The sequence below is a fragment of the Citricoccus nitrophenolicus genome (assembly GCF_047305825.1).
GTDB lineage: Bacteria > Actinomycetota > Actinomycetes > Actinomycetales > Micrococcaceae > Citricoccus > Citricoccus nitrophenolicus.
The window spans coordinates 467,591-489,836 of record NZ_CP063070.1; the positions used below are offsets into that span (position 1 = coordinate 467,591).

Sequence of the window (22,246 nt, forward strand, 5' to 3'; positions counted from 1 at the left end):
GGAAACTTCTGCGGAGGGCAGACGCTGTCAGGATCGGGTGAGCACCGCGAGCGACTCCATGTGGTGCGTGTCCGGGTAGAGGTCGAAGACCTGCACGGACTCGGCCACCCAGCCGCCCTGGGCCAGCAGCCCCAGATCCCGGGCGAAGGACGCCGGGTCACAGGAGACGTAGACGATCCGTCCGGGGTCCAGCCGGTGGATGCGCTCCACGGCCGCCTTTCCGGCACCGGCCCGAGGTGGGTCCAGGACCACCGTGTCCACCGAACGCCCGCCCAGCCCGCATTCGGCCACGGGCTTCTCCGGCTGGGACAGCCAGCCGCCGAGCACCCGGTCCGTCATGCCGTTGAGTACGGCGGCCTGGGTGACACCGTGCAGGTTGCGGCGTGCGTCCCGGCTGGCCCCCGGGGAGGCCTCCACGGACAGCACCAGACCCTCGGGACCCACGGCGTCTGCCAGGAAGGCGGAGAACAGCCCGGCTCCCGCGTACAGGTCCGCCACCACCTGACCCGGTTGCGGAGCGGCGGCCTGCAACACCGCGTCCACCAGCACGGTGGGGGCGGAACGGTGGACCTGCCAGAAGCCGTCCCCCGTGATCCGAAACGCGTGGTGGCCCCCGCGGGCGGTGGTCACCTCCTCCTGGGTCCACGTCCGCCCGCGCAGCCGGTGCACCTCGGGGCGGTCCTCCGGGGTCGGCCCCGGCACGGTCAACGCCACGGAGGTGCCCTCGGGCAGTCGAGACGTCTGGCGGTGCATGCGCCCGCCGAGTGACGAGGGGTCCACGCCCTCGGCCGGTGTCAGCAGTATCAGGGACGGCTCACCGGTCCCGGGGGTGGCCACGTCCACCCGGGAGATCCCGGTGAAGTCGAGTTCCCAGAGCTTCAGAGCGTCCAGGCCGTGGACCCCGAGGGGCATGTTCCGGACGGGGACCAGCACATTGGAACGGTGGGCGTGCATGGCCAGCCGGCCGGTGGGGGTCACCGCGAAGGCGTTGCGGGTGCGCCAGTGCAGGCCCGAGGGATCATCCCCGGGCGCTCCGGTGACGTGCACGTCCAGTTGGATCCCGGCGATCCTCGCCACGGTGTCCCGAAAGACCTGGGCCTTGAGCCGCCGCTGGTGCGGCAGCACGATGTGCCCGTACTCCGCGCCGCCCACGGGCAGGCGGCCCGCGGCGTGCGCTCGCAGGGAGTCGGCCAGCTTCCACTGGTGGGTCCGGCGGAACTCGGAGCCGTGGAGGACCTCGATGGTGTCTGCCCGCCAGAAGCGGGCGCCCTCCCCCGCCTCGGTGACCACGGCCCGGACCACCTCACTCGGGATGGCGTGCCGCACGAACACGACCCGCCCCTCGTGCCTGGCCACGCAGTGGCCCCCGTGGGCCATGGGGCCGACCTCCAGTTCGAGGATCTGCGGGGTCTCCGGCATCCCGGCGGTCTCGCGGGACTGCGGGCGGGCCCCCTCGGCTCTGCTGGTCTCCCGGATGGGCGTCATCCTGGCCGGCCTCCTTCTTCGGTCTGGTCTCCGGCACCCGTCCGGCCCGATTGTCCGGCGGAGATCCGTGCACCTTTGACCCGACTCTACTGGTCCGGCCCGGTTTCCGTCTGGCCCCGCGGGGATTCAGGTAGGCGATGCGTGACACCACGCACTCCGGAGAGCCGCCACGGCACCGAGGCCACCATGACGCCCGGCTCCCGGTGCAGCCGGTCCTTGAGCCGCTGGGTGGTCCTGTTGTGCAGCAGCCGCTGCCACCCGTGAGCCACCACGTACTCCGGGATGTACACCACCACGAGATCCCTGGGTGACGTGCGCCGCTGGGCCCGTAGGTGCCGGATCAACGGCTCGGACATCTCCCGGAACGGGGAGGCCAGCACGGTCACGGGCACCGGAAGGTCGAGCCGGTCCCACGCCGTCAACAGGCCCTGGGTGGACTCCTTGTCCAGGTCCACCACCACGGCCTCCAGACTGGACGGCCGGGAGGCCCGCGCATAGGCCACGGCCCGGAGTGTGGGGCGCTGGACGGACATCACGAGGACCACGGCGTGGACACGGGAGGGCAGGGCCCGGGCGTCCTCCGTGGGTGTCAGGTCCAGTTCGGAGGCCACCGCGTCATAGTGGTTGCGGATTCGGGACATCACGAACACCATGGCCGCGATGGCCAGCAGGGCCACCCACGCGCCCTGGCCGAACCGCGTCACGAGCACCACGAGCGCCACGAGTGCGGCCACCACGAACCCCACCAGGTTCACCAGCCGGCGGGTCCGGACCGCCTGACGGCCGCGCGTCCCGGGAGTCTGGGCGAGCTTGCGGCTCCAGTGCCGCACCATGCCCAGTTGGCTCACGGTGAAGGAGAGGAACACCCCGATCACGTAGAGCTGGACCAGCAGTGCCGTCTGGGCCTGGAACGCCCAGACGAGGGCCAGGGCTGCGAGGGTCAGCAGCACCACCCCGTTGGTGTACCCCAGACGGTCGCCGCGAGTCAGGAGCTGCCGCGGCAGGTATCCGTCACCGGCCAGCCGGGACGCCAGCTCGGGGAAGGACTTGAAGGCCGAGTGACCGGCCATCACCAGCAGGACGACCACCAGCAGGATCAGGGCCCCCGACAACAGGCTGCCCGTACCCAGGATGGCGTTGGCCAACTGGGCCAACACCGGGTTCTGGACATAGTCCGCCGGCACCGGTCCCCCGCCCTCCGCCTGCAACGAGGCCGGGTCCAGGACGAAGACCACGGAGGTGCGGTCGGCCAGGTACATCACGCCGAGTGTGGAGGCCGCGGCGATCAGCCCCATGGCCAGCATCACGGACCGCGCCGTGCGGATGCGGGGCCTGGCCATGGTGGCCACGTTGGAGGCGGGCACCTCCACGCCGGTGGCCAGGGCCGAGCCGGAGGAGAACGCCCGCAGTACCAGCACGGCCATCGCCAGAGGGCCCAGCCCCTCCGCGAAGGCTGGATCCGGCACCGGTTCCACAGCTGCCGAGGCGGCCGGTGCCAGCGTGCCCAGAGCGTCCTGGACGAGTCCCGTGGCGATCATCCCGAAGAGCAGGATGAGCAGGGCCAGTGCCAACAGGGCGGGTGCCCTCCGTCCGCGCCCGGCACCGCGGATGCTCGCCATGGCCAGGAGCACGACGCCGGCCGACGCCACCGCGGTCTCCGCACCTTCCAGCGTGGGCCAGACCGCGGCCAGGTAGCGGGCCATGGCGGCCACGGACACGGCCACCGTGAACACGAGGTCGAGCATCATGGCGGCCCCGACCGTCACACCGGCCCAGGGGCCCAGGTTGGCCCGGGAGATGGCGTAGTCGCCGCCCTCCGGGTAGGCCCGGACGGACACCCGGTAGGACATCACGATCAGCAGCATGACGGCCACCACGGCCACGCCGATCTCCGGCCCGAGGCTCAGGGCGGCGGTCCCGCCCAGGGCCAGCGTCAGGAGGATCTCGTCCGGGGCGTAGGCGATGGATGACCACGCGTTGGCCGAGAACACGGGCAGCGCTGTGAACCGGCCGAGGGGCCGGCGGTTCAGCCGCTCCGTGTCATAGGGCCGGCCCACCAAGAGCCGACGGACGGAATCAAGGACCCTTGCCACAGGACCACGGTACCCCTGCTGAGCGCAGGGGCCGGCGCGTGGCACACTGGACTCGCCGGCCCAGCCGGCAGCATTGCCGGACCACTGACGGGTCCGGCGTCCAGAAGGACCGGGAGGCAGATGGATGGCCCACTTCGTGATCATGGGCTGCGGCCGCGTGGGCTCGTCCCTCGCGCTGACGCTGGAACGCGGTGGCCACTCGGTGGCGGTGGTCGACCAGGACGAGCAGGCCTTCCGCCGTCTCGGACGGCACTTCGGCGGCCAACGGGTCACCGGAGTCGGCTTTGACCGGGATGCCCTGGCCAAGGCCCGCATCCAGGAGGCCTATGCCTTCGCCGCGGTGTCCTCCGGTGACAACTCGAACATCATCGCAGCCCGGGTGGCCCGGGAGACCTTCGGGGTGGAGCACGTGGTGGCACGGATCTACGATCCCGGCCGCGCGGAGATCTACCAGCGGCTGGGGATCCCCACCGTGGCGGCGGTGCGCTGGTCCACCGACCAGGTGCTGCGGCGCATCCTCCCGGACACGGACCTGGCCGGTGACTTCCGGGACGCCTCGGGGCGGATCGTGATGGCCGAGGTCCGGGTCGCGCCCGGTTGGATCGGTCACCCGCTGTCCGAGTTGGAGGCGGAGGCCGGGGTCCGGGTCGCCTTCCTCACGCGGATGGGTGAGGGGATCGTGCCGCACGCGGACACGCTCTACCAGCAGGGGGACATCGTGCACGCCGTGCTGACCGTCACCGGCCAGGACGAGGCCGAACGGATTCTGGCGGCCGCGCCGCCGTCCGGCACGGGACTGCTGGGCGAGAAGGGCGATCAGGACGAGCAGGACTGGCAGGGCCGGCAGAGCCAGCAGAGCCGGCAGGACGAGTCGCGGGACACGACGAGGGACGGGGTGGATCAGCAGTGAGGGTCGTCATTGCCGGTGCGGGATCCGTGGGGTCATCGATCGCCAAGGAGTTGCTCGCCAACGGACACGAGATCCTGTTGGTGGACACCAAGCCCGAGGTGGTCTCCCGGTCCGGACTTCGAGGTGTCAAGTGGCTGATCGGGGATGCCTGTGAGCTCGCGGTCCTGCAGGAGGCACACCTCGAGACCGCGGAGGTGCTCGTGGCCGCCACGGGGGATGACAAGGCCAACCTCGTGGTCTCCCTGCTGGCGAAGTCCGAGTTCGGGGTCGGGCGGACCGTGGCCCGCGTCAACAACCCGAAGAACGACTGGCTCTTCGACGAGTCTTGGGGCGTGGACGTGGCCGTGTCCACCCCTCGGATCATGACGGCCCTCGTGGAGGAGGCCGTGGAGTCCGGAGACCTGGTGCGGTTGCTGACCCTGAAGTCCGGGCAGACCGCCCTCGCGGAATTCACGGTTCCCTCCGGCCACTGGTCAGATGGTCGGCGTCTGGGCTCGGTGTCCTGGCCTGCGGACGTCTCCGTGGTGTCGATCATCCGAGACACCCGGCCCATCACCCCCAGCGACGACGACGTCCTGGAGGCCGCCGACGAGGTGTTCTTCCTGGCCACCGTGGAGGCCGAGGAGCGGCTTCGCTCCCTGCTGGTGCCCGTGGAGGAGAGCTAGTCGCGGGATCTGGCCGCGGACACCAGCCACCCGAACCACAGGGCGAGAGCGTACAGGGGCAGTCCCATCACCAGCCGGGCCGTTCCGAGCGCCGTCAGCAGATCGGCGAGGTACAGGGGCACCTGGACCACGAGGCGCAGGGCCAGCGCTCCCACGAGGATCCAGGTGGCCAGGGCATAGCGGCGCCGCCGTCCCGCCTGGTCCCGCCACTGAAGTCCCTCGTTGCGGACCATGCCGTAGACCAGACCCAACAGCGGCCAGCCGACGAACACGGACACGGACAGGGCCACGATGTAGGCCGCGTTGGTGACGAATCCCCACAGGTAGTAGTCCCGTGCCTCGCCGGTGTTCAGGGCCACCACCACGCACAGGACCACCGCCACCAGCCCTGCCAGCGCCTGCACCGGACTCTGGCGCTGGACCAGCCTGGCCACGCTGAAGACGGCGGCCACGGCCACGGAGGCGATCCCGGCACCCCACAGGTCCTGGGTGGCGATGAACGCGACGAGGAACACCGCGGAGGGCAACACCGACTCGAGCAGCCCACGCCAACCGCCGATCGTCGCCAGTACGTCGATCTGGCCCGAGTCGGTCACGGCCGTCCCGGAGCCGACCCTGCGTAGCGCCGCGTCCAGCGGGGAGTCCGCGTCCTCCGGGACTGCAGCAGCAGAACCGTCCTGGGGTGCCTTCGGCTCGGCGGACTCAGGGTCGGTGCTCATGCGGGGCTCCTGCCAGCAGTTCGTAACGGGGATTGAAGACCGTGGGCAGGTCCTGGTGGACGGAGAGGAACCCCTCGATCCGCAGCCACCGGCCGGCCGTGATGCCCGGGACCCTGCGTTGGCCGATCCAGACCAGTCGGATCCGTTCACCGCCCGTGGAGATCTGTCCCGGACGGGGTGCCCGGGTGACCAGGTCGACGGCGAATCGGGCCGGGCTGGTCCGGTCCTGCAACCGCACCGCGGCCACCTGTCCCTCCCGCCGGACGGTGGCCCCGTGGGCGCCGGCCGGCGCGGCGGTCTGCGTTCCAGCCTGCGGGGTGGTCATGATCGGTTCAGCGGACTTCCGTGATCTCCGGTCCGCGCTCCGGTGCCGGTTCGGCCTGTCCGGACGGGGACTTCTGAGCCGCGGGGCGCATGTTCTCCGGAGGCGTCAGCGGCAGCAGTTCACGGGGAGGGTGCGGCTCGTCTCCACGCCGGACCACGATGCGGGAGAACACGTCATCGATGACACCGACCGCCTCAGCCTTGAACGCGGCCTCGCCGCCCACCACACCGCGCAGGAACCATCGGGGTCCGTCGACGCCCACGAAGCGGGCCACCCGCCATCCGGGCGAGCCGTCCGGCATCGCGGCCGGGATGCGGGCTGCGACCTCGGTGCCGAAGGCTCCCTCCTGCTCCCCCACCTGAGCCCCCTCGGTGGCCGTCACCGATTCGAGGATCTCGCCCCGGATCTCGTCCCACAGACCGCCGGTGCGGGGCGCGGCGAACGCCTGGGCCTGGATCGAGGACTGGCCCAGCTGCAGGGTCACGCCGATGATGCGCTTGGTCGATTCCTCCAGGTCGAGACGGACCTTCAGGTCCTTGACCATGGGCACTCGCAGTGATCCCAGATCAAGGTAGCCCTCCGCCTCCGGACGCTCGGTGATGTCAAAGGGTCCGGTCGCCTCGGCCACCGGATCCGCCCCGCTCTGGTCGCGGGGGTCCTGGAGTTCCTCCGGAAGGACGACCGATTCGGTCTTGACGTTCCGGTTACGGCCGAAGATCATCTGCCTGCCTGCCAATCCGTGTCACGCGTTGAAGTAGTCATTCGAAGACATCCGAGGGACCAGTCCAGCTTAGGTCAGTGCGAGGACGGCGTTGAACCGCCCTGCCCCGGCCCGAAACCGCCCGTGGACCCGAAGCCGGCGGCCCCGCGGTCCGAGTCCGGAAGTTCATCCACCCTGACGAACTCGGCCTGGGCGACCTGCTGGATGACCAACTGGGCGATCCGGTCCCCCCGGCGCAGGTGGATGGACTCACTGCGGTCAGTGTTCAGCAACGGCACCTTGATCTCCCCGCGGTACCCGGCGTCGATGGTCCCGGGGGTGTTCACCAGGGTCAGGCCATGCCGCACGGCCAGGCCCGAACGGGGATGCACGAGGCCGACGAATCCCTCCGGGAGAGCCAGGGCCACGCCCGTCGGGACGAGGGCGCGCGCACCCGGTTCCAGCACCACGTCCTCGGTGGTCCGCAGGTCCGCACCGGCATCGCCGGGCAACGCGTAGCTGGGAGGCTCGATGCCGTCGTCGAGCATGGTCAACGCCACCGTGGGCCGCTCGACGGGCCTTGGGACGGTTGGGGACTCCAGGGGGACTGCTGGCTGATTCACGCGGCCACTGTACTGCAGGATTCACCCCTGTCCCACCAAACGTGGGATTCTAGGAGGCATGCACGAATCCACCCCGGCGCCCGCACCGGAAGCCCGCGTCCTGTACGAGGAGAAGCTGCGGCCCTCCCCCTGGATCTGGATGATCGCGGTGATGATCTCCAGCCTGTCCATCCTGGTCTTCGTCCCGATCGGCGTGGAGATCGGCCTGACCGTGGCCGTGGTCGTGTTCGCGATCATCGCCATCCTGCTGACCGTCTCGACCCCGAGGATCCTCGTCACGGACCGGACTCTGCAGGTGGGACGTGCCGGCATCGAACGAGAACATGTGGGGGCCGTCACCGGGTACCGGGGCGAGGATGCCTCCCATCAGCGCGGGCCCGCGCTGCACGGTCTGGCCTACATGTGTCTTCGCGGATGGATAGATCCGGTGGTCCGCATCCAGATCGAGGACCGGCGGGACCGGACCCCGTACTGGCTGGCCAGCACCAGGAATCCCGAACGCCTGGTCGAGGTGCTGGGCGGCACCATGGCCCGCGCGGCGGACACAGAGGAACATCCCGGCACCTCCGCCTAGGAGTCCGCCCAGGAGCGCCTGGGAGAGCCTGGGAGGGCGCACCGGAGCCGCCCGGTGCAGCGCCTGAAATGCCTCAGATACACCGAGGGCCGGCCAGTGGAAACTGGCCGGCCCTCCGTGCACGCTGCGTCGTTCACCGCACCTCGAGTGGCGCTAGCCCTCGCAGTCGGTGCAGAACAGCAGGCCGTTCTTCTCCTTGGCAACCTGCGAGCGGTGACGCACGAGGAAACAGGATGCACAGGTGAACTCGTCGGACTGGGCGGGAAGCACCCGGACCATGAGCTCCTCACCGGAGAGGTCGGCGCCGGGAAGCTCGAATCCCTCGGCCGCCTCCGTCTCGTCCTCATCCACCACGGCGGACTGGGTGTCCGTGCGGCGGTTCTTCAATTCTTCGATGGAGCTCTCGTTGAGCTCGTCCTCGTTCTTGCGTGGCGCGTCGTAATCGGTGGCCATAAGGGGTGTGTTCACGCTCCGCTGGTGTGGTCGGAGGGGACCGACCGTGGGTGGGATGTTGCCGAAATGCCGCCGGAGTCCCCTCGGGGACAGCTGGGGAATCCGGCCGCGAGAACCTGTGTCGGCCGGCCGATCAGGCCCGCCCGAGGTCTCCGCGTCGTGGAGATTGTTCCCCACGACCGGACAAAAACCAAATCGCTGAGAGCGTACAGGGAACACGGATCCACGCCACACCGGGGGCGCGTGGTGCACAAGGATGCAGAATCGTGGCAAAGTCGTCTGACGAGTGGGTCACCGGGCCCTAGCCGACCGTGGAGGACAGACATGCAGGAACTCCGTCTCGTTGGTGTCCAGGAGGATGGTGGACATCTGCTGCTCAGCAACGAGGCCGGTGAGGAGTTCTCCCTGCCGGTGACCGAGGCCCTACGGTCCGCGGCGACCCGCCCCATCGGCCGGCCCTCCGCACAGGCCGCGGACGCGGCCGAGGGGGTGCTGACCCCCCGAGACATCCAGGCACGCATCCGGGGCGGGGCCACGGCCGAGCAGGTGTCCGCCGAGTCCGGTGTGGCCCTGGACCGCGTGCGCAAGTACGAGGGGCCGGTCCTGGCCGAGCGCGACTGGATGGCCCATCAGGCCCGCCGGGTGGAGGTGGCCGCGCCCTCGCCCGGCCACGATCTGTACCGCAGCACGTTCGGCGACGACCCGGCCCTGCTCGGCGACATGGTCCGCCACCGGCTGACCGCCCTCGGCATGGATCCCGCCACGGCGCAGTGGGATGCCTGGCGCAACGCGGGTGGCTCCTGGACCATCACCCTCGATTTCTCCACCGAGGGCCTCGAGGGCTCTTCCTCCACCATCGGGGACCAACCGCCGGCCCAGTGGTCCTTCCGCCCCTCCAGCCACCACCTGGACAACCAGAACCGGTGGGCCCAGGTGCTCTCCGAGCTCGACCCTCTGGACGGCCCCTTCGGCGGCCGGCGGCTCTCCGCCGTCGGGGACCGGCCGTTCAACGTGGAGGAGGACGTGGAACCGGATCCCGCCGCGGGTCCCGGCGAGTCCGCACGGGACCCGAGAGTCGCCCTGGATCAGGACTCCCAGGATGAGCTGCTGGACGTGCTGCGGGCCCGCCGTGGTCAGCGCCTCGGCGTGGACGAGGAGGGCGATGACGAGCTCGCCCTCATGCTGACGCGTGACGAGCAGCCCACTCAGGAGTCCTCCCGCCCGAGGCTGACGGTCGCCGCGGCCCCTGACGCCGAGGTCGCGGGCGCGAGCGCAGAGGACGCAGAGGACGCGGACAGCGCCGACGACGGCTCCTGGACGGAGTCCGACGGTTGGACTGCCGAGGTGGTCGCGTACTCCGATCCCGCCGCGGACCGGTTCGGCGAGCACGACGAGGCTGGCGACGGCGCTGAGGGATCAGAAGGGGGCGGAGAAGAAGGAAGCGAGGCAGAAGGGGCCGAGGACTCCGACGACGAGTCGCCCCGGAACCTGCCGGGTCAGATCGCCCTGGATCTGGGTGAGTCTGAGCGCTCCTCGGGCACGGACAAGGGCCGAGGAGGTCCCCGCAAGGCGAGCGCTCGCTCCGCCGGTGCCAAGTCGAAGCGGCCGTCCGTGCCCAGCTGGGACGAGATCGTCTTCGGCCGCAAGGGAGACTGAGCCGCGAAGGGATCAGGCGGAGCCAGCGGCCACTACCGCCGCGGCCGCTGCAGGAACAGCAGCGGGACCTCTCGTTCGGCTCGAGTGGGAGCCCCATGGTGGCCCACCATCTCGAAGGCGGACGGCGCCACCCGCCGGCCATCGTAGAGGGCCACCGGTCCGTGGGCGGCCACGAGGAGATCGCCCAGGCGTGGGGCCACCCTCGTCTCGACCTCGCCGAACCAGCCGGCCGCCACGGCCTGCTCGCGCGTCAGAATCCACGCCTGGTCGCCGAAGGCCTCCTGCCAGGCGGCTGTGGTGCCCTCTCGAACTGCCGCCGAGGCATCCGGAGCGAAGTGCATCTGGACGAACCGCGGCTCCCCGGCGGTGTGCCGGATCCCGTCCACCAGGGCCGGCAACTCGGCGTAGTCGATGCGCCCGGACTCGGGCACGTCGATCATCCCGTGGTCCCCCGTGAGCAGCAGCACCGTGTCCTTCGGCACGGCGGTGCTGAGGCGGCGGGCGGCACCGTCGATCTCCTCGAGCGCATAGAGCCACTGCTCCGAACCGATCCCGTGCTGATGCCCGGCCTTGTCCAGCTCGTTGAGGTACAGATAGAGCAAGATGGGCCCGGTGGCGGCGTGCAGCTCCTCCTTGGCCCGCTGGAACCTGGCCTGCAGGGTCTTCGCCGCCACGAAGCGCGAGCCCCGCAGGGCAGCGGTCGTCAGTGCGGAGTTCTCGAAGGCCGGCAGGGACACGGTCACTGCCTGCACGCCCGGGTCGTCGAAGGCGGAGACGGGGGTTCCGCCGGTTCCGGAGGCCTCCGGGCGGGTGGCGGCGAGCCGCTCGAAGACGGTGGGATACGGCTGCCAGGCCAGCGGATCGGTCTGGGGATCCCAGCCGCCGAGTTGGTTGATGACGGTGTCCCGCTCCGGGTCCAGCACGTCATAGCCCACCAACCCGTGGCGCCCGGGCGCCAGGCCGGTGCCGAGGGTCGAGAGTGAGGCCGCCGTCGTGGTGGGATAGGCCACCTGCAGCGTGGACGAGTCCCGCTCCAGCATGGACTTCAGGAACGGAGCGTGACCCGCGTACCGCTTCAACAACGCCTTGCCCAGGCCGTCCACCATCACCACGGCGGCTCGCCGGGTCCTCGGCAGCTGCAGGGTGTTCGCGAAGCCGGCGGCGCCCAGTGCCGCGGCGGACGAGGTGAGGACGCCGGCCAGTGACCGGCCGGCGTAGTCCGGGCCGGCAGGGATCTGTGCTGCGGAACTCACCGTCCGGACCGGCCCCCGGGCTCCTGAGACGTGGCACGGCGCAGCTCGCGGTAGAACGCCAGGGCCTGGTCCACGGCCTGCTGCCCCTCGGCCTCGGCCGCCACCCGCAACACCAGGTCCTCCCGCGTCGAGGTGCCGGTGTATCCGTGGTCCGCCTCGCAGTTCGGATCCCCGCAGGCGGCTGGGGCCAGGTCCAGACGCTGCCCGCCGGCCCAGGTGACGGAGAGTGTGACCTCGGCGATGGGGTCCCCTCGCCGGAAGGTCTGCGGCTGCGGGTGCATGGTGGTGGCCACCACCGAATCGATCCGCCACAACGGGACCATCTCCGTGGAGACCTGGGCCATCACCTGCTCGCCGGCCTCGTCCAGGGCGTGGTCGTCCAGGTGGAGGGCCGCCATGACGTCCCCGGCCAGGGCGAGGACGGTGATGTGACGGTGGATCTCGTCAAAGTCGAAGTGGGTGTCCACGTGGATCAGGTGGCTGGTGACCTCACGGTCGTCCAGCACGGAGTCCAGGACATCCGCCACGAGTTCCGGGTAGAACCCGGCCCGTTCGATGTCCGCCCCGAGAGTGGGTCCGTCAGCGTCCGTGGCGCTGGGCGCGGAGGCGGTCCGGCGCGGGGAAGCCTGCTGACCGGCGTCCGAGGCGGAATCGGCGTTCCCCGAGGAGTGGTGTCCCGAGGGGTGCTGGCCCGAACCGGGGTTCCTGCGCAGTGGAGTCATGACTCCATGCTATCGGCCCCGTCAGTTCCGCATCGCCCGGCGGGCGGAGTCCGTCCGCTGGGCCGCGTTGGCCACGTCCACCTCTGCCGAGAGCACCGTGACCCCCTGGTCCGAGGCCAGCACCGGGTTGAACCGGAGCCGGGCCACCTGCGGGTGGTCGTCCTTCAGCGCCGCCACGCGGGAGAGCAGGTCCTGCAGTGCCTCCGTGTCCACGGAGGGCAGCCCCCCGTAGCCGAAGAGCTTGGCCGAGGCCCGGGGGGCACGGATCATCCGGTCCAGGTCCTGGTTGGTCAGCGGCGGGACCCGGTGCACCCAGTCGTCCAGCAGGTCCACGGCGTCCCCTGCGATCCCGAAGGACACGACCGGCCCCAACAGCGGGTCCTCAAGGGCCGAGAGGGTGCAGGCCTGGCCGGGCCGGGCCATGGACTGCACCTCGAGGTCCGGACTGCCGTAGGGCTCCAGCACGCGGCGCATCTGGCTCACATTGCGCCGCAGGGACTCCGCGTCCACGATGTTCAGCCGGACCCCGCCCAGATCCAGACGGTGGCGCAGATAGCTGTCCACGGCCTTGACCACCACCGGCCAGCCGAGTCGCTCGGCCGCCTGCACGGCCTCGCCCTCGGTGCTGAACCGGACCGAGGGCAGCACCGCGATCCCGTAGCACTCCAGGAGCTCCTCCGACTCCGAGGAGGTGAGCCGGACCAGGTCAGTGCCCTCTGCGCGCGCGGTGAACCGCTCGATCAGGTCCTGGGCGCGGCGGCGGTCGATCCCCTCCGGCTCCACGGGCACGCCGGCCTCTGCATCGCGCCACCGGCGGTACCAGATGAGCCGGGACAACACCCGGGAGGCCTGTTCGGGCGAGGAGTACACGGGGATGCCGGGCTGGATCTGCCCCTCGCCATCGGCTGGCCCTGCCCCCCGGAGGGTGGTGGAGCGGTACCCCTCGTCCAGGACTCCCGTGTGGGAGGCCAGGACGGTGACGGGACTCTGCCGGGAGACCTCCTCGATCGCCGCCGCCAGGCGGTCGGCGTCACCGGGTTGCTGGTGCATGCCGGCCTGGGTGGCCACCAGGAGAGCGTCCACCTCGCCGGAGTCGATCGCCGTGGTGACGGCCTGGCCCACCGCGTGCACGGCCGCGTCCACGGTGTGCTCGGCGGCCAGATCCGGGACGAACTGCGTGGTCGTCACGGTCAGGCCGTGGCGTTCGGCCGCGTCCGTCACCACCCGGTTCAGGGCCAGGGAGTTGCCCACCACGCCCACGCGGGGCCCGGCCGGCAGCGGCTGGCAGGAGACCAGCTGCATCAGGTCCATCAGGTCGTCGTGGTTCTGGACCTGGATGACGCCGGTCTGCTCCAGCATGGAGTCGACCGCTCCGAGCGGTGCCTGCGTGGTGCGCGTCTCGTGCCCCGGTGGCAGCCGGCGGCCCATCACGTCCGAGCGTGCCACCACCACCGGTTTGGACCGGGAGAGCCGCCGGACGATGCGGGAGAACTTGCGGGGGTTGCCGAAGGACTCCAGGTAGACCCCCACGGCGGCCGTGGCGGCATCGTCCTCGAAGTACTGCATCGCGTCATTGCCCGAGACATCCGCACGGTTGCCGGCCGAGAGCATGGAGGACAGTCCGATGCCCCGGCGGTGCGCGGCGGCGAACAGGGTCACCCCGATCACGGCCGACTGGGAGAACAACCCCACCGGCCCGCGCCACGGCAGGAAAGGGGAGACCGAGGCGTTGAGACGGACCGCCGGCGCCGTGTTGATCAGCCCGGCCGAGGCCGGACCGATCACGCGCATACCGTTGGCCCGGGCCTGCCGCACCAGGGCGCGCTGCCGGACCAGGCCGTCCTGGCCGGCGTCGGCGTATCCGGTGGTGACCACCAGCAGTCCCTTGACCCCGTGACGGGCGCAGTCCTCCACCACGGCCGGCACCTCGGCCGCCGGCACGGCGATGACGGCGAGGTCCACCGGGCCCGGGACCTCGGCCAGGGTGGCGTGGGAGATCATTCCGGCCACCTCCAGAGCCTCGGGGTTGATCCCGTAGACCGGCCCCGTGAATCCGCCCTCGATGATGTTCTGCAGCAGGGCGAAGCCCACGGAGCCCCACTGCCGGCTGGCACCGATGACGGCCACGGACTCCGGGGCGAGCAGCTCGGCCACCGACTTCGCCTCGGCGCGGTGCTCCCGGGACTCCATCACGGCCCGGACCTTCGTGGTGGGGTCGATGGAGAAGGCCACGGCCACCACGCCGTCGTCGAAGTGGCGTTCGACCTCGAAACCGGACTCCTGGAACACGGAGAGCATCTTGCGGTTCTCCGGCAGCACCTCGGCGATGAACCGGCGGATGCCGTTCTCGCGCGCGGCCACGGCCAGGTGCTCCATGAGGATGGAGCCGATGCCCTTGCCCTGGGATGAGTCGGAGATGTTGAAGGCCACCTCGGCCTCCAGGGGGTCCTCCAGCCGGTCATAACGGCCGATCCCGAGGATCTCCGCCCCCAGCAGCACCACGAACGCCACCCGGTCGCGGTAGTCCACGTGGGTGAACCGTTCCAGCTCACGGCGGGACAGGGAGGACTTGAACGTGAAGAACCGCAGGTAGATGGAGCTCTGCGACTGTGACTCGTGCATCCGGGCCAGCCCCTCGGAGTCCTCGGGTCTCACCGGGCGCAGATGTGCCGTGGTGCCGTCCCTCAGGACGACATCGGCTTCCCAGTAGGCCGGATATTCGAGGGATTTCGGCGTCTCACCCATAGGATCACAGTAGACAATTCCCGCCCGCCAGCAAGGACCCCCGGCAGACCCATGGCCCGTACCCCCAAGAAATCCTCCGCCCCGGCAGCTCAGGCGATCCCGCTGGAGCAGGAGAACATCGTGGACATCGACGTCTCCTCCGAGATGGAGACGTCCTTCCTCGAGTACGCCTACTCGGTGATCTACTCGCGGGCCCTGCCGGACGCCCGGGACGGCCTGAAGCCCGTCCAGCGGCGGATCCTGTACATGATGAGCCAGATGGGGCTGCGCCCGGACCGCGGGCACGTGAAGTCGGCCCGCGTGGTCGGCGAGGTGATGGGCAAGCTGCACCCCCACGGGGACACCGCCATCTATGACGCCATGGTGCGCCTGGCCCAGTCCTTCTCCCAACGCCTGCCGCTCGTGGACGGCCACGGCAACTTCGGCTCGCTGGACGACGGCCCTGCCGCCCCGCGCTACACCGAGGCCCGGCTCGCTCCGGCGGCCCTGGCCATGACGACCTCGCTGGATGAGGACGTGGTGGACTTCGTCCCGAACTATGACAACCAGTTCACCCAACCGGCCGTGTTGCCGGCCGCCTTCCCCAACCTCCTGGTCAACGGTGCCTCCGGGATCGCCGTGGGCATGGCCACCAACATGGCCCCGCACAATCTGCGGGAGGTGGTCTCGGCGGCCCGGCATCTGCTGGAGCACCCCGAGGCCACGCTGGATGAGCTGATGGAGCACGTGCCCGGCCCGGACCTGCCCTCGGGGGGCCGCATCGTGGGCCTGGACGGGGTGCGGGACGCCTATGAGACCGGGCGCGGCTCGTTCAAGACGCGTGCCAAGGTCGCCGTGGAGCAGGTGACGGCCCGCAAGACGGGGCTCGTGGTCACGGAGCTGCCCTATGGCGTGGGTCCGGAGAAGGTGATCGAGAAGATCAAGGATGCCGTCAACGCCAAGAAGCTCACCGGCATCGCCGACGTGCTGGACCTGACGGACCGCAAGAACGGCCTCAAGCTCGTGATCGAGCTCAAGAGCGGCTTCAACCCGCAGGGCGTGTTGGCCCAGTTGTACAAGACCACGCCGCTGGAGGAGTCCTTCGGCATCAACAACGTGGCCCTCGTGGACGGCCAGCCCCGCACCCTCGGCCTGGTGGACCTGCTTCGGGTCTACGTTGACCACCGGATGGACGTGGTCCGCCGGCGCAGCACCCACCGGCTGCACAAGAAGCAGGACCGCCTGCACCTGGTCGAGGGCCTGCTGCTGGCCCTCGTGGACATCGACGAGGTCATCCAGATCATCCGCACCTCGGATGACACGGCCGAGGCCCGCACCCGGCTCATGGGCGTGTTCGACCTGACCGAGATCCAGGCCAACCACATCCTGGAGCTGCGCCTGCGCCAGCTGACCAAGTACTCCCGGATCGACCTGGAGACGGAGCGCGACGAGCTGCAGCGTGCCATCGCCGAGCTGGAGGCGATCCTCGCCTCGGACCAGCGGTTGCGGGACCTCGTCTCCAGCGAGCTGGCGGACGTGGCCGAGGCCTACGGCGACGAGCGCCGCACCGTGCTGCTCGAGTCCGAGAACCTTTCGCCCGTGAGCGCCACTGCGGGGGCGTCCCCGGCTGTCGGCCGCGGCCGGGCGGCCCAGGCGGCCCTGCCCGGAGCCGGCGGGGCGGACAGCCTCATGGTGCCGGACTCCCCCTGCTTCGTGGTGCTCACCACCTCGGGCCAGCTGGCCCGCACGGCCGACGGCACGCCGCTGGCCACGGCCGGACGCCGCCAGCGCCATGACGCCTACCGCTCGGTGGTCCCGACGACGGCCCGTGGCGAGATCGGCGCCCTCACCTCCTCGGGGCGCATCCAACGGGTCCAGGTGGTGGACATCCCCGCCCTGCCGGACGCCTCCCCCACTCCGAACCTCGCTGCCGGCGTGAAGGTGAAGGACTTCCTGACCCTGCAGCGCGGAGAGTCCCTGGTGGGCCTCGTCCCCCTGGGCGCCGTGCTGGCCCTGGGCACCCGGAACGGCGTGGTCAAGCGGGTCACCCCGGAGTGGCCGCTGAACCGGGACGACTTCGACGCGATCTCCCTGAAGGACGGCGACGTGGTGATCGGCGCCGGGCCGGCCGCCGACGGAGACCAGTTGGTCTTCATCACCCGCGCCGGCCAGCTGCTGCGCTACGACGCGTCACTGGTGCGGCCGCAGGGCCGCACGGCCGGCGGCATGGCCGGGCTCAAGGTTGCCTCCGGGGACGCCGTCATCGCGTTCTCCGCCGTTCCGGCCACCGCCGTGGCCGAGGACGCCGATGAGACCCGCCGGGCCGTCGTCGTGACGGTGACCGCCGGTGAGGACACGCTGCCCGGGACGGTACCGGGCTCCATGAAGAAGACGCCCCTGGACGAGTACCCGGCCAAGGGGCGTGCCACCGCGGGGGTGCGCGCCCACCGTCTGCTCAAGGGCGAGAGGGAGCTGCAGCTGGCCTGGGTGGGCCCCCAGCCGGCGCTGGGCGCCTCGGCCAACGGAGTGGCCCGTCCACTGCCCGCCGAGTTCGGCAGCCGGGACGGCTCGGGGCTCGCCATGGACCAGATGGTGGAGGCGATCGGCGCCGGTGCCTCCCCGGAGGCCGGTACACCCGAGCCGGACACTCCCGAGCCGGGCACTTCTGAGCCGGGCCCCGCCCGGGTGGCGTCCCCGGGCGCCGCGCCGCGTGGTCTGGCTGAGGCACCGACGGACGCCGACCCGTTCGACGACGGCTCCAACGCCGTGATCACCGGGGACTGATCAGGTCCAGGTGCACCGCCCCGGCGGCGGCGAAGCGGCGGTCGTGGGTGACCATGACGGCGGTCTTCTCCGCCAGGGCGGTGCCCAAGTCCGTCACCAGCTCGGCGGCCTCATCCGCCCCCAGGTGGGCGGTGGGCTCGTCCAGGAGCACCACGTCCGCCCGGGCCAGGAGTGCACGGGCCACGGCCACCCGTTGGCGCTGGCCGCCGGAGAGGAAGTGCCCGGCCGGCCCGATGCGGGTGCCCAGTCCCCCGGGCGAACCATGCAGCCAGTCCCCCAGTCCCACGCGCTCCAGCACGCCCACCAGCTCGGCGTCGGTGGGACGGTCCTCGGGGGCCCGGGCCAGGGTGAGGTTGGAGCGCAGGGTGGAGTCGAACAGGTAGGCGTCCTGCGGGCACCAGGCCACGGCCCCCAGGGGCGCCCCGAGCCTGTAGTTCCCGTGCCGCAGAGGCAGGAACCCCAGCAGCACGGCCAGCAGGGTGGACTTCCCGGACCCCGAGGGCCCGGTGATCACCGCGAGCTCGCCGCGCCGGAGGGTCAGGTCCAGGCCGGTGAACACGTCCCGAGACGTCCCCGGGTACCGCACGGCCACGTCGGAGAGCTCGAGCACGGCATCCGAGCTGGCTCCGGTGACATGGACGGCCGTCTCCTCCGCCGCAAGCAGCGGTGCGGTCTTGGCCAGCTGACGCCGCAGCACGGCCGCCTCCTGGCAGGCGGTCCCGTGGAGGCCGAGGGGTTCGGCCAGGGCCAGCATGAGGAACACGAGCATGGCGGTGACGGGGGCGGTCACGCCCTGCTGGAAGCACAGCATGAGGGTCTGCACGGCCGCCCAGCCGGAGAGCAGGGCAGTCAGGGACTGGCCCAGTCCGGCGGCCGCCGCCTGACGCTTCAGTGGCCGGTGGGCCGTCCGGTCGGCGGCGGCGAAACGATCTGCCGCCAGGGTGGCGGCCCCGTTGCCGGCGAGGTCCGGTGCCGCGGCGAGCAGGGCGGAGGTGCGCCGGAGCAGCCCCGTCCGGTGGTCGGTCAGTGCCCGGGTGGTGTTGCGGTCCACGGTGGCCACCACGAGGGGCACCAGCACCAGACCTGCCGCCCCGGCCACCACGGCGGGCCACCAGGCCCCGGGCGCCATCAGGACCACGATCAGCACCGTGACGAGCCAGCTGAGCACCGCGGCGGGGATCGGCACGATCACCCGGGGCACGGCGTCCCGCAGCTCGTCCACGTCCGCCACCAGCACGGGCAGGGCACCGCCGGAGCGCGTCAGCCGCCCCCAGCTCGCGGCCTGGTTCCCGAGGGCATCCCATAGCCGCAGGCGGATCCGGTTGGCCCAGCCCAGCACCGCATCATGGGTGTCCAGCCGTTCGAGGTATCGGAACAGGGCCCGGCCGATCCCGAAGAACCGCACCATGACGATCACGGACAGCAGGTACAGCACGGGCGGCTGATAGGCAGCCTGCACGATCAACCAGCCGGACAGTCCGGAGAGCAGCGCCGCCGCGAGAGTGGCCGCGGCGGCCCAGACGACCCCGGTGATGAACTTCCGCTCGGTCAGCGGCAGCAGCCGCAGCCAGTCCCGCCACCCGGTGTCGGGAGGGGCTCCTGTCCCTGCGCCGGCGTCGGGCTCACTCGAGCCGGAGCTCACTGCCCCCGAAGCAACGGTGGCGATTGAAGTGGGGGTGGGGCTCGAGGCGGGGGGCGACGCGGGGGGCGAGGTGGACGCGCCTGCGCCGAGGACCGTGTCCCCCTGGGCCTGCAGCACGCGGTCGTGGGAGGCCGCGAGCAGCATGGCCCGGACCGGGCGGCCGTCCGGCAGACATCCGGCTCGCAGCTGCCCGATCACCGCACGGATCCGCTCGGCATGGCCGGCGTCCAGGTGTGCGGTCGGTTCGTCGAGCACCACCAACCAGGCGGGCTCTGCCTCGGAACCGGGCTGCGCCATCAGGCGCACCAGCACCCGGGCGACGCCGAGCCGGCGCCTCTCCCCCGGGCTGAGCTCGTCCGGGTGGCGCGCCTGGACACCGGACAGGCCGCAGGCCGCGAGTGCCGCCTCCACCTGCTGTTCGGTGTCTCCTACCGTGCCGGTGGCCCCGGCGCGCGCGGCGGCCGCGTACAGCCCGAGCTCCGTTCCGACCGTGGGCTCGCTGAAGGAGGGGTGCTGGCCGAGCCAGGCCACCCGGCGTCCCGTCAGACCACCGGCCCGCCCGGAGAACTCAGCCTGGCCCTCCCTCAGGACGCCGGCGAGCGCGGCGAGTGCCGTGGTCTTGCCGGTCCCGCTGGGCCCACCGAGCACGGTCAGCTCCCCCGGGGCCAGGTCGAGGTCCAGGGGCCCGACGGCGGCCCCGAGCGTTTCGCCCCCGGGGTCCCGGTAGGTGATGGTCACCTCCCGCACGCGCACACGGTCGGCCGTGCCGCCTCGATCTCCTCCGGCCGGGGCCAGGGCCTGCGCGAGCGGGGCGGGCACCGGGCGGTCCGTCTCGGCGCGGGTACGGCGCAGTGCCTCCACCCCGTCCTCGGAGGCGTGATGGGCGGAGCCGATCTCCCGGAAGGGGAGGTAGACCTCAGGGGCCAGAGTGAGCACCAGCAACCCTGTGTACAGGTCGAGTTCACCGTAGACCAGGCGTATCCCGATGAAGACGGCCACCACGGCCACGGAGAGGGTGCTGATGAGTTCCAGGGCGAAACCGGACATGAAGGCTGTGCGCAGGGTGGTCATGGTGGTGGCCCGGTAGCGGTCGGACACCCCCTGCAGTGCTGCGCGCTGGGCACCGGCCCGGCGCAGACCGACGAGCACGGGCAGTCCCCGGGCCAGCTCCAGCACATGGTGGGAGAGCCGGTCCAGTCCGGCCGCCGCCTGCTCCACGCGGTCCTCGGTGTACTGGCCGATGAGGATCATGAAGACGGGGATGAGCGGGAGGGTCAGCGCGAGCACGAGGGCCGAGACCCAGTCGTGCCCCAGGATCCACACACCCAGCACGAGCGGCATGACCGCGGCCGTCATCAGGGCGGGCAGGTACTGCGTGAAGTACTTGTCCAGTCCGTCGAGCCCGGTGGAGGCCAGCACGGAGTCCTCCCCGGCCCGCTCCGCTTCGGCACCGGCCGCGGTGAGCCGATGGGTCACCAGACGGTGCCGCAGCTCCTCCTTGGCGCCGAGGGCGGCGCGGCGGGCGAACACCTGTTGTCCCCAGGTGGCCGCGGCCCGCACCAGGACGCCGGCCAGGCCCAGGGCGGTGGCCGAGGCGAGGGTGGCCGCGGCCGGTTCGGAGGTCAGCCCGTGGACCACCGGATCGAAGGCCGCCGGGTCGGGGTTGAACAGCAGCCCGACGAGGTTGGCGCTCTCGGGAGCCGGCAGTTCCTGAGCCAGCCAGGCCAGTCCGCGGGCCAGCGCCGTGGCCAGCAGGATCCAGCCGCTGGCCTTCAGGCCGGCCAGCAGGGCCAGGACGGCCAGGGCGCCCCGGCCGGAGCGGGAGGTGGGCAGTTCGGGTCTCACACCGGAGTCACCACATGGGACTCAGGGATGTGGGTCTCCGCCAGCCGACGCCGGAACACCCAGTACACGTAGGCGGAGTAGGCGAGGATGATCGGCACGAAGATCACCGCCACCCAGGACATCACACCGAGGGTGTAGGGCGAGGAGGAGGCGTTCTGGGCCGTCAGGTGGAAGGCCGGGTCCAGGGTGGACGGCAGCACCACGGGGAAGACGGTCAGGAAGACCGCGCAGGCTCCGGCCATCAGGGACAGTCCGAGGGCGATGAAGGTCCAGCCCTCGCGGCGGTAGCTGGCCGCGGTCCAGGCTCCGAGGGCGGCCACCAGGGCCACCGCGAGCAGGACCCAGGGCAGAAGGCTGCCCTCGCGGGAGACCACCACCAGGGCCCAGGCACCCATCGGCAGCAGATACAGCGGCAACCACCGGGTGAGATGGCGGTGTGAGGCCTGCCGGGGGGCGCCCTCGGTCTTCAGCCCGATATAGGCCCACCCCATGGCGAGCGCGAATCCCACCACGGCGAGGCCGCCGAGGATCCCCTCCCACGTGAGCCAGGCGAAAGCGCCGCCCACCCGGTCCCCGTTGGCATCCAGCGGCAGTCCGGTGGTGCTGACGGCGAGCAGCAGACCGATGCTGAACGCGGCCACGGCTGACCCGCCGGCCAGGCACCAGTCCCACAGGTTGCGTGTCAGCGCAGTCCGGGACTTGCCCCGATACTCAATGGAGACCGCTCGCAGGATCAGCGCCAGCAGAGTGACGGTCAGCGGGATGTACAGGCCGGCGAACAGGGCCGCGTACCACTGTGGGAATGCGGCGAACGTGGCTCCGGCCGCGGTGATCAGCCACACCTCGTTGCCGTCCCACACGGGTCCGATGGTGTTCAGCAGCACCCGGCGCCGGCTCTCGTTGCGGGCCCAGCCCCGCATCAGCATCCCGACGCCGAGGTCGAAACCGTCGAGGAAGAGGTAGCCCGTCCACAGCACAGCCACCAGGACGAACCAGAAGGCCGGCAGGAAATCGGTGGACATCTCGGTGGACATCTCGGTGGACATCACAGTCGTCATCACAATCGTCATCTC

General features: G+C 71.1%; 16 protein-coding genes and 1 pseudogene. 5 read left to right on the top strand and 12 right to left on the bottom strand.

The features are described 5' to 3' along the window. Positions 1–27: 27 nt before the first annotated feature. Positions 28–1,485 carry a class I SAM-dependent RNA methyltransferase gene (locus tag IMT31_RS02185; RefSeq protein WP_345356582.1) on the bottom strand — a complete coding sequence of 486 codons (1,458 nt, stop codon included), beginning with the start codon at positions 1,483–1,485 and terminating at the stop codon, positions 28–30. 86 nt (positions 1,486–1,571) lie between these two features. Further along, complete coding sequence (locus IMT31_RS02190) at positions 1,572–3,578, bottom strand: APC family permease (protein ID WP_345356579.1); 2,007 nt, start codon at positions 3,576–3,578, stop codon at positions 1,572–1,574. Positions 3,579–3,702: 124 nt separating this feature from the next. Here IMT31_RS02190 and IMT31_RS02195 point away from each other — a divergent pair. Both IMT31_RS02195 and IMT31_RS02200 read left to right on the top strand, forming a co-directional pair. Then, positions 3,703–4,359, top strand: a pseudogene (locus IMT31_RS02195) (potassium channel family protein); the annotation flags it as partial. 125 nt (positions 4,360–4,484) lie between these two features. Continuing rightward, on the top strand, positions 4,485–5,153 hold the full coding sequence (locus IMT31_RS02200; RefSeq protein WP_345356573.1) for a TrkA family potassium uptake protein: 669 nt from the start codon (positions 4,485–4,487) through the stop codon (positions 5,151–5,153). Here the strand turns inward: IMT31_RS02200 and IMT31_RS02205 are convergent. The 4 genes from IMT31_RS02205 to dut form a co-directional block, all read right to left on the bottom strand. Continuing rightward, a complete protein-coding gene (locus tag IMT31_RS02205; RefSeq protein ID WP_345356570.1) occupies positions 5,150–5,872 on the bottom strand; it encodes a DUF3159 domain-containing protein in 723 nt (240 codons plus the stop codon). The two genes, IMT31_RS02200 and IMT31_RS02205, sit on opposite strands and share 4 nt — an antisense overlap. Beyond that, positions 5,856–6,197 carry a hypothetical protein gene (locus IMT31_RS02210; RefSeq protein WP_413543602.1) on the bottom strand — a complete coding sequence of 114 codons (342 nt, stop codon included), beginning with the start codon at positions 6,195–6,197 and terminating at the stop codon, positions 5,856–5,858. The genes IMT31_RS02205 and IMT31_RS02210 overlap by 17 nt, the downstream gene beginning before the upstream one ends. Before the next feature lie 7 nt (positions 6,198–6,204). Then, a complete protein-coding gene (locus IMT31_RS02215; protein ID WP_413543603.1) occupies positions 6,205–6,918 on the bottom strand; it encodes a DUF3710 domain-containing protein in 714 nt (237 codons plus the stop codon). A gap of 74 nt (positions 6,919–6,992) precedes the next feature. After that, positions 6,993–7,445 (bottom strand): dUTP diphosphatase, encoded by a 453-nt coding sequence (dut, locus tag IMT31_RS02220; RefSeq protein ID WP_413544355.1) that lies wholly within the window; start codon positions 7,443–7,445, stop codon positions 6,993–6,995. A 133-nt stretch (positions 7,446–7,578) separates the two neighbouring features. Between dut and IMT31_RS02225 the strand changes: the two genes are divergently transcribed. Further along, positions 7,579–8,094, top strand: a complete 516-nt coding sequence (locus IMT31_RS02225; protein ID WP_413543604.1) for a DUF3093 domain-containing protein — start codon at positions 7,579–7,581, stop codon at positions 8,092–8,094. 153 nt (positions 8,095–8,247) lie between these two features. Here the strand turns inward: IMT31_RS02225 and IMT31_RS02230 are convergent, their stop codons facing one another. Then, positions 8,248–8,547: a DUF4193 domain-containing protein gene (locus tag IMT31_RS02230; protein WP_345356558.1), complete on the bottom strand. Its 300-nt coding sequence runs from the start codon at positions 8,545–8,547 to the stop codon at positions 8,248–8,250. 324 nt (positions 8,548–8,871) lie between these two features. On the opposite strand from IMT31_RS02230, the gene sepH reads away from it, so the two are divergent. Beyond that, positions 8,872–10,203 (top strand): septation protein SepH, encoded by a 1,332-nt coding sequence (gene sepH, locus IMT31_RS02235; RefSeq protein ID WP_413543605.1) that lies wholly within the window; start codon positions 8,872–8,874, stop codon positions 10,201–10,203. A gap of 32 nt (positions 10,204–10,235) precedes the next feature. Here the strand turns inward: sepH and IMT31_RS02240 are convergent, their stop codons facing one another. The 3 genes from IMT31_RS02240 to IMT31_RS02250 are packed head-to-tail and all read right to left on the bottom strand — an operon-like array spanning position 10,236 to position 14,923. Beyond that, positions 10,236–11,456, bottom strand: coding sequence for a nucleotide pyrophosphatase/phosphodiesterase family protein (locus tag IMT31_RS02240; protein ID WP_345356552.1), 1,221 nt, complete (start codon positions 11,454–11,456; stop codon positions 10,236–10,238). Next, entirely contained in the window at positions 11,453–12,178 is a 726-nt protein-coding gene (locus tag IMT31_RS02245; protein WP_413543606.1) for a DUF5998 family protein, read from the bottom strand. Before IMT31_RS02245 ends, IMT31_RS02240 begins: the two co-directional genes overlap by 4 nt. A gap of 21 nt (positions 12,179–12,199) precedes the next feature. Then, complete coding sequence (locus tag IMT31_RS02250) at positions 12,200–14,923, bottom strand: GNAT family N-acetyltransferase (RefSeq protein WP_413543607.1); 2,724 nt, start codon at positions 14,921–14,923, stop codon at positions 12,200–12,202. A gap of 51 nt (positions 14,924–14,974) precedes the next feature. Here IMT31_RS02250 and IMT31_RS02255 point away from each other — a divergent pair, with 51 nt between their 5' ends. Further along, positions 14,975–17,686, top strand: a complete 2,712-nt coding sequence (locus IMT31_RS02255; RefSeq protein WP_413543608.1) for a DNA gyrase/topoisomerase IV subunit A — start codon at positions 14,975–14,977, stop codon at positions 17,684–17,686. Here IMT31_RS02255 and cydC read toward each other — a convergent pair. Beyond that, positions 17,673–21,173: a thiol reductant ABC exporter subunit CydC gene (gene cydC, locus IMT31_RS02260; protein WP_413543609.1), complete on the bottom strand. Its 3,501-nt coding sequence runs from the start codon at positions 21,171–21,173 to the stop codon at positions 17,673–17,675. The genes IMT31_RS02255 and cydC overlap by 14 nt on opposite strands. Further along, on the bottom strand, positions 21,170–22,243 hold the full coding sequence (cydB, locus tag IMT31_RS02265) for a cytochrome d ubiquinol oxidase subunit II (protein ID WP_413543610.1): 1,074 nt from the start codon (positions 22,241–22,243) through the stop codon (positions 21,170–21,172). The genes cydC and cydB overlap by 4 nt, the downstream gene beginning before the upstream one ends. Between the last annotated feature and the right edge of the window lie 3 nt (positions 22,244–22,246).

Coding starts and splice junctions, on each gene's coding strand:
- IMT31_RS02185 (WP_345356582.1), bottom strand. CDS start 1,485: ATGACGCCCATCCGGGAGACCAGCAGAGCCGAGGGGGCCCGCCCGCAG.
- IMT31_RS02205 (WP_345356570.1), bottom strand. CDS start 5,872: ATGAGCACCGACCCTGAGTCCGCCGAGCCGAAGGCACCCCAGGACGGT.
- IMT31_RS02210 (WP_413543602.1), bottom strand. CDS start 6,197: ATGACCACCCCGCAGGCTGGAACGCAGACCGCCGCGCCGGCCGGCGCC.
- IMT31_RS02215 (WP_413543603.1), bottom strand. CDS start 6,918: ATGATCTTCGGCCGTAACCGGAACGTCAAGACCGAATCGGTCGTCCTT.
- dut (WP_413544355.1), bottom strand. CDS start 7,445: ATGCTCGACGACGGCATCGAGCCTCCCAGCTACGCGTTGCCCGGCGAT.
- IMT31_RS02225 (WP_413543604.1), top strand. CDS start 7,579: ATGCACGAATCCACCCCGGCGCCCGCACCGGAAGCCCGCGTCCTGTAC.
- IMT31_RS02230 (WP_345356558.1), bottom strand. CDS start 8,547: ATGGCCACCGATTACGACGCGCCACGCAAGAACGAGGACGAGCTCAAC.
- sepH (WP_413543605.1), top strand. CDS start 8,872: ATGCAGGAACTCCGTCTCGTTGGTGTCCAGGAGGATGGTGGACATCTG.
- IMT31_RS02245 (WP_413543606.1), bottom strand. CDS start 12,178: ATGACTCCACTGCGCAGGAACCCCGGTTCGGGCCAGCACCCCTCGGGA.
- IMT31_RS02250 (WP_413543607.1), bottom strand. CDS start 14,923: ATGGGTGAGACGCCGAAATCCCTCGAATATCCGGCCTACTGGGAAGCC.
- IMT31_RS02255 (WP_413543608.1), top strand. CDS start 14,975: ATGGCCCGTACCCCCAAGAAATCCTCCGCCCCGGCAGCTCAGGCGATC.
- cydB (WP_413543610.1), bottom strand. CDS start 22,243: ATGACGATTGTGATGACGACTGTGATGTCCACCGAGATGTCCACCGAG.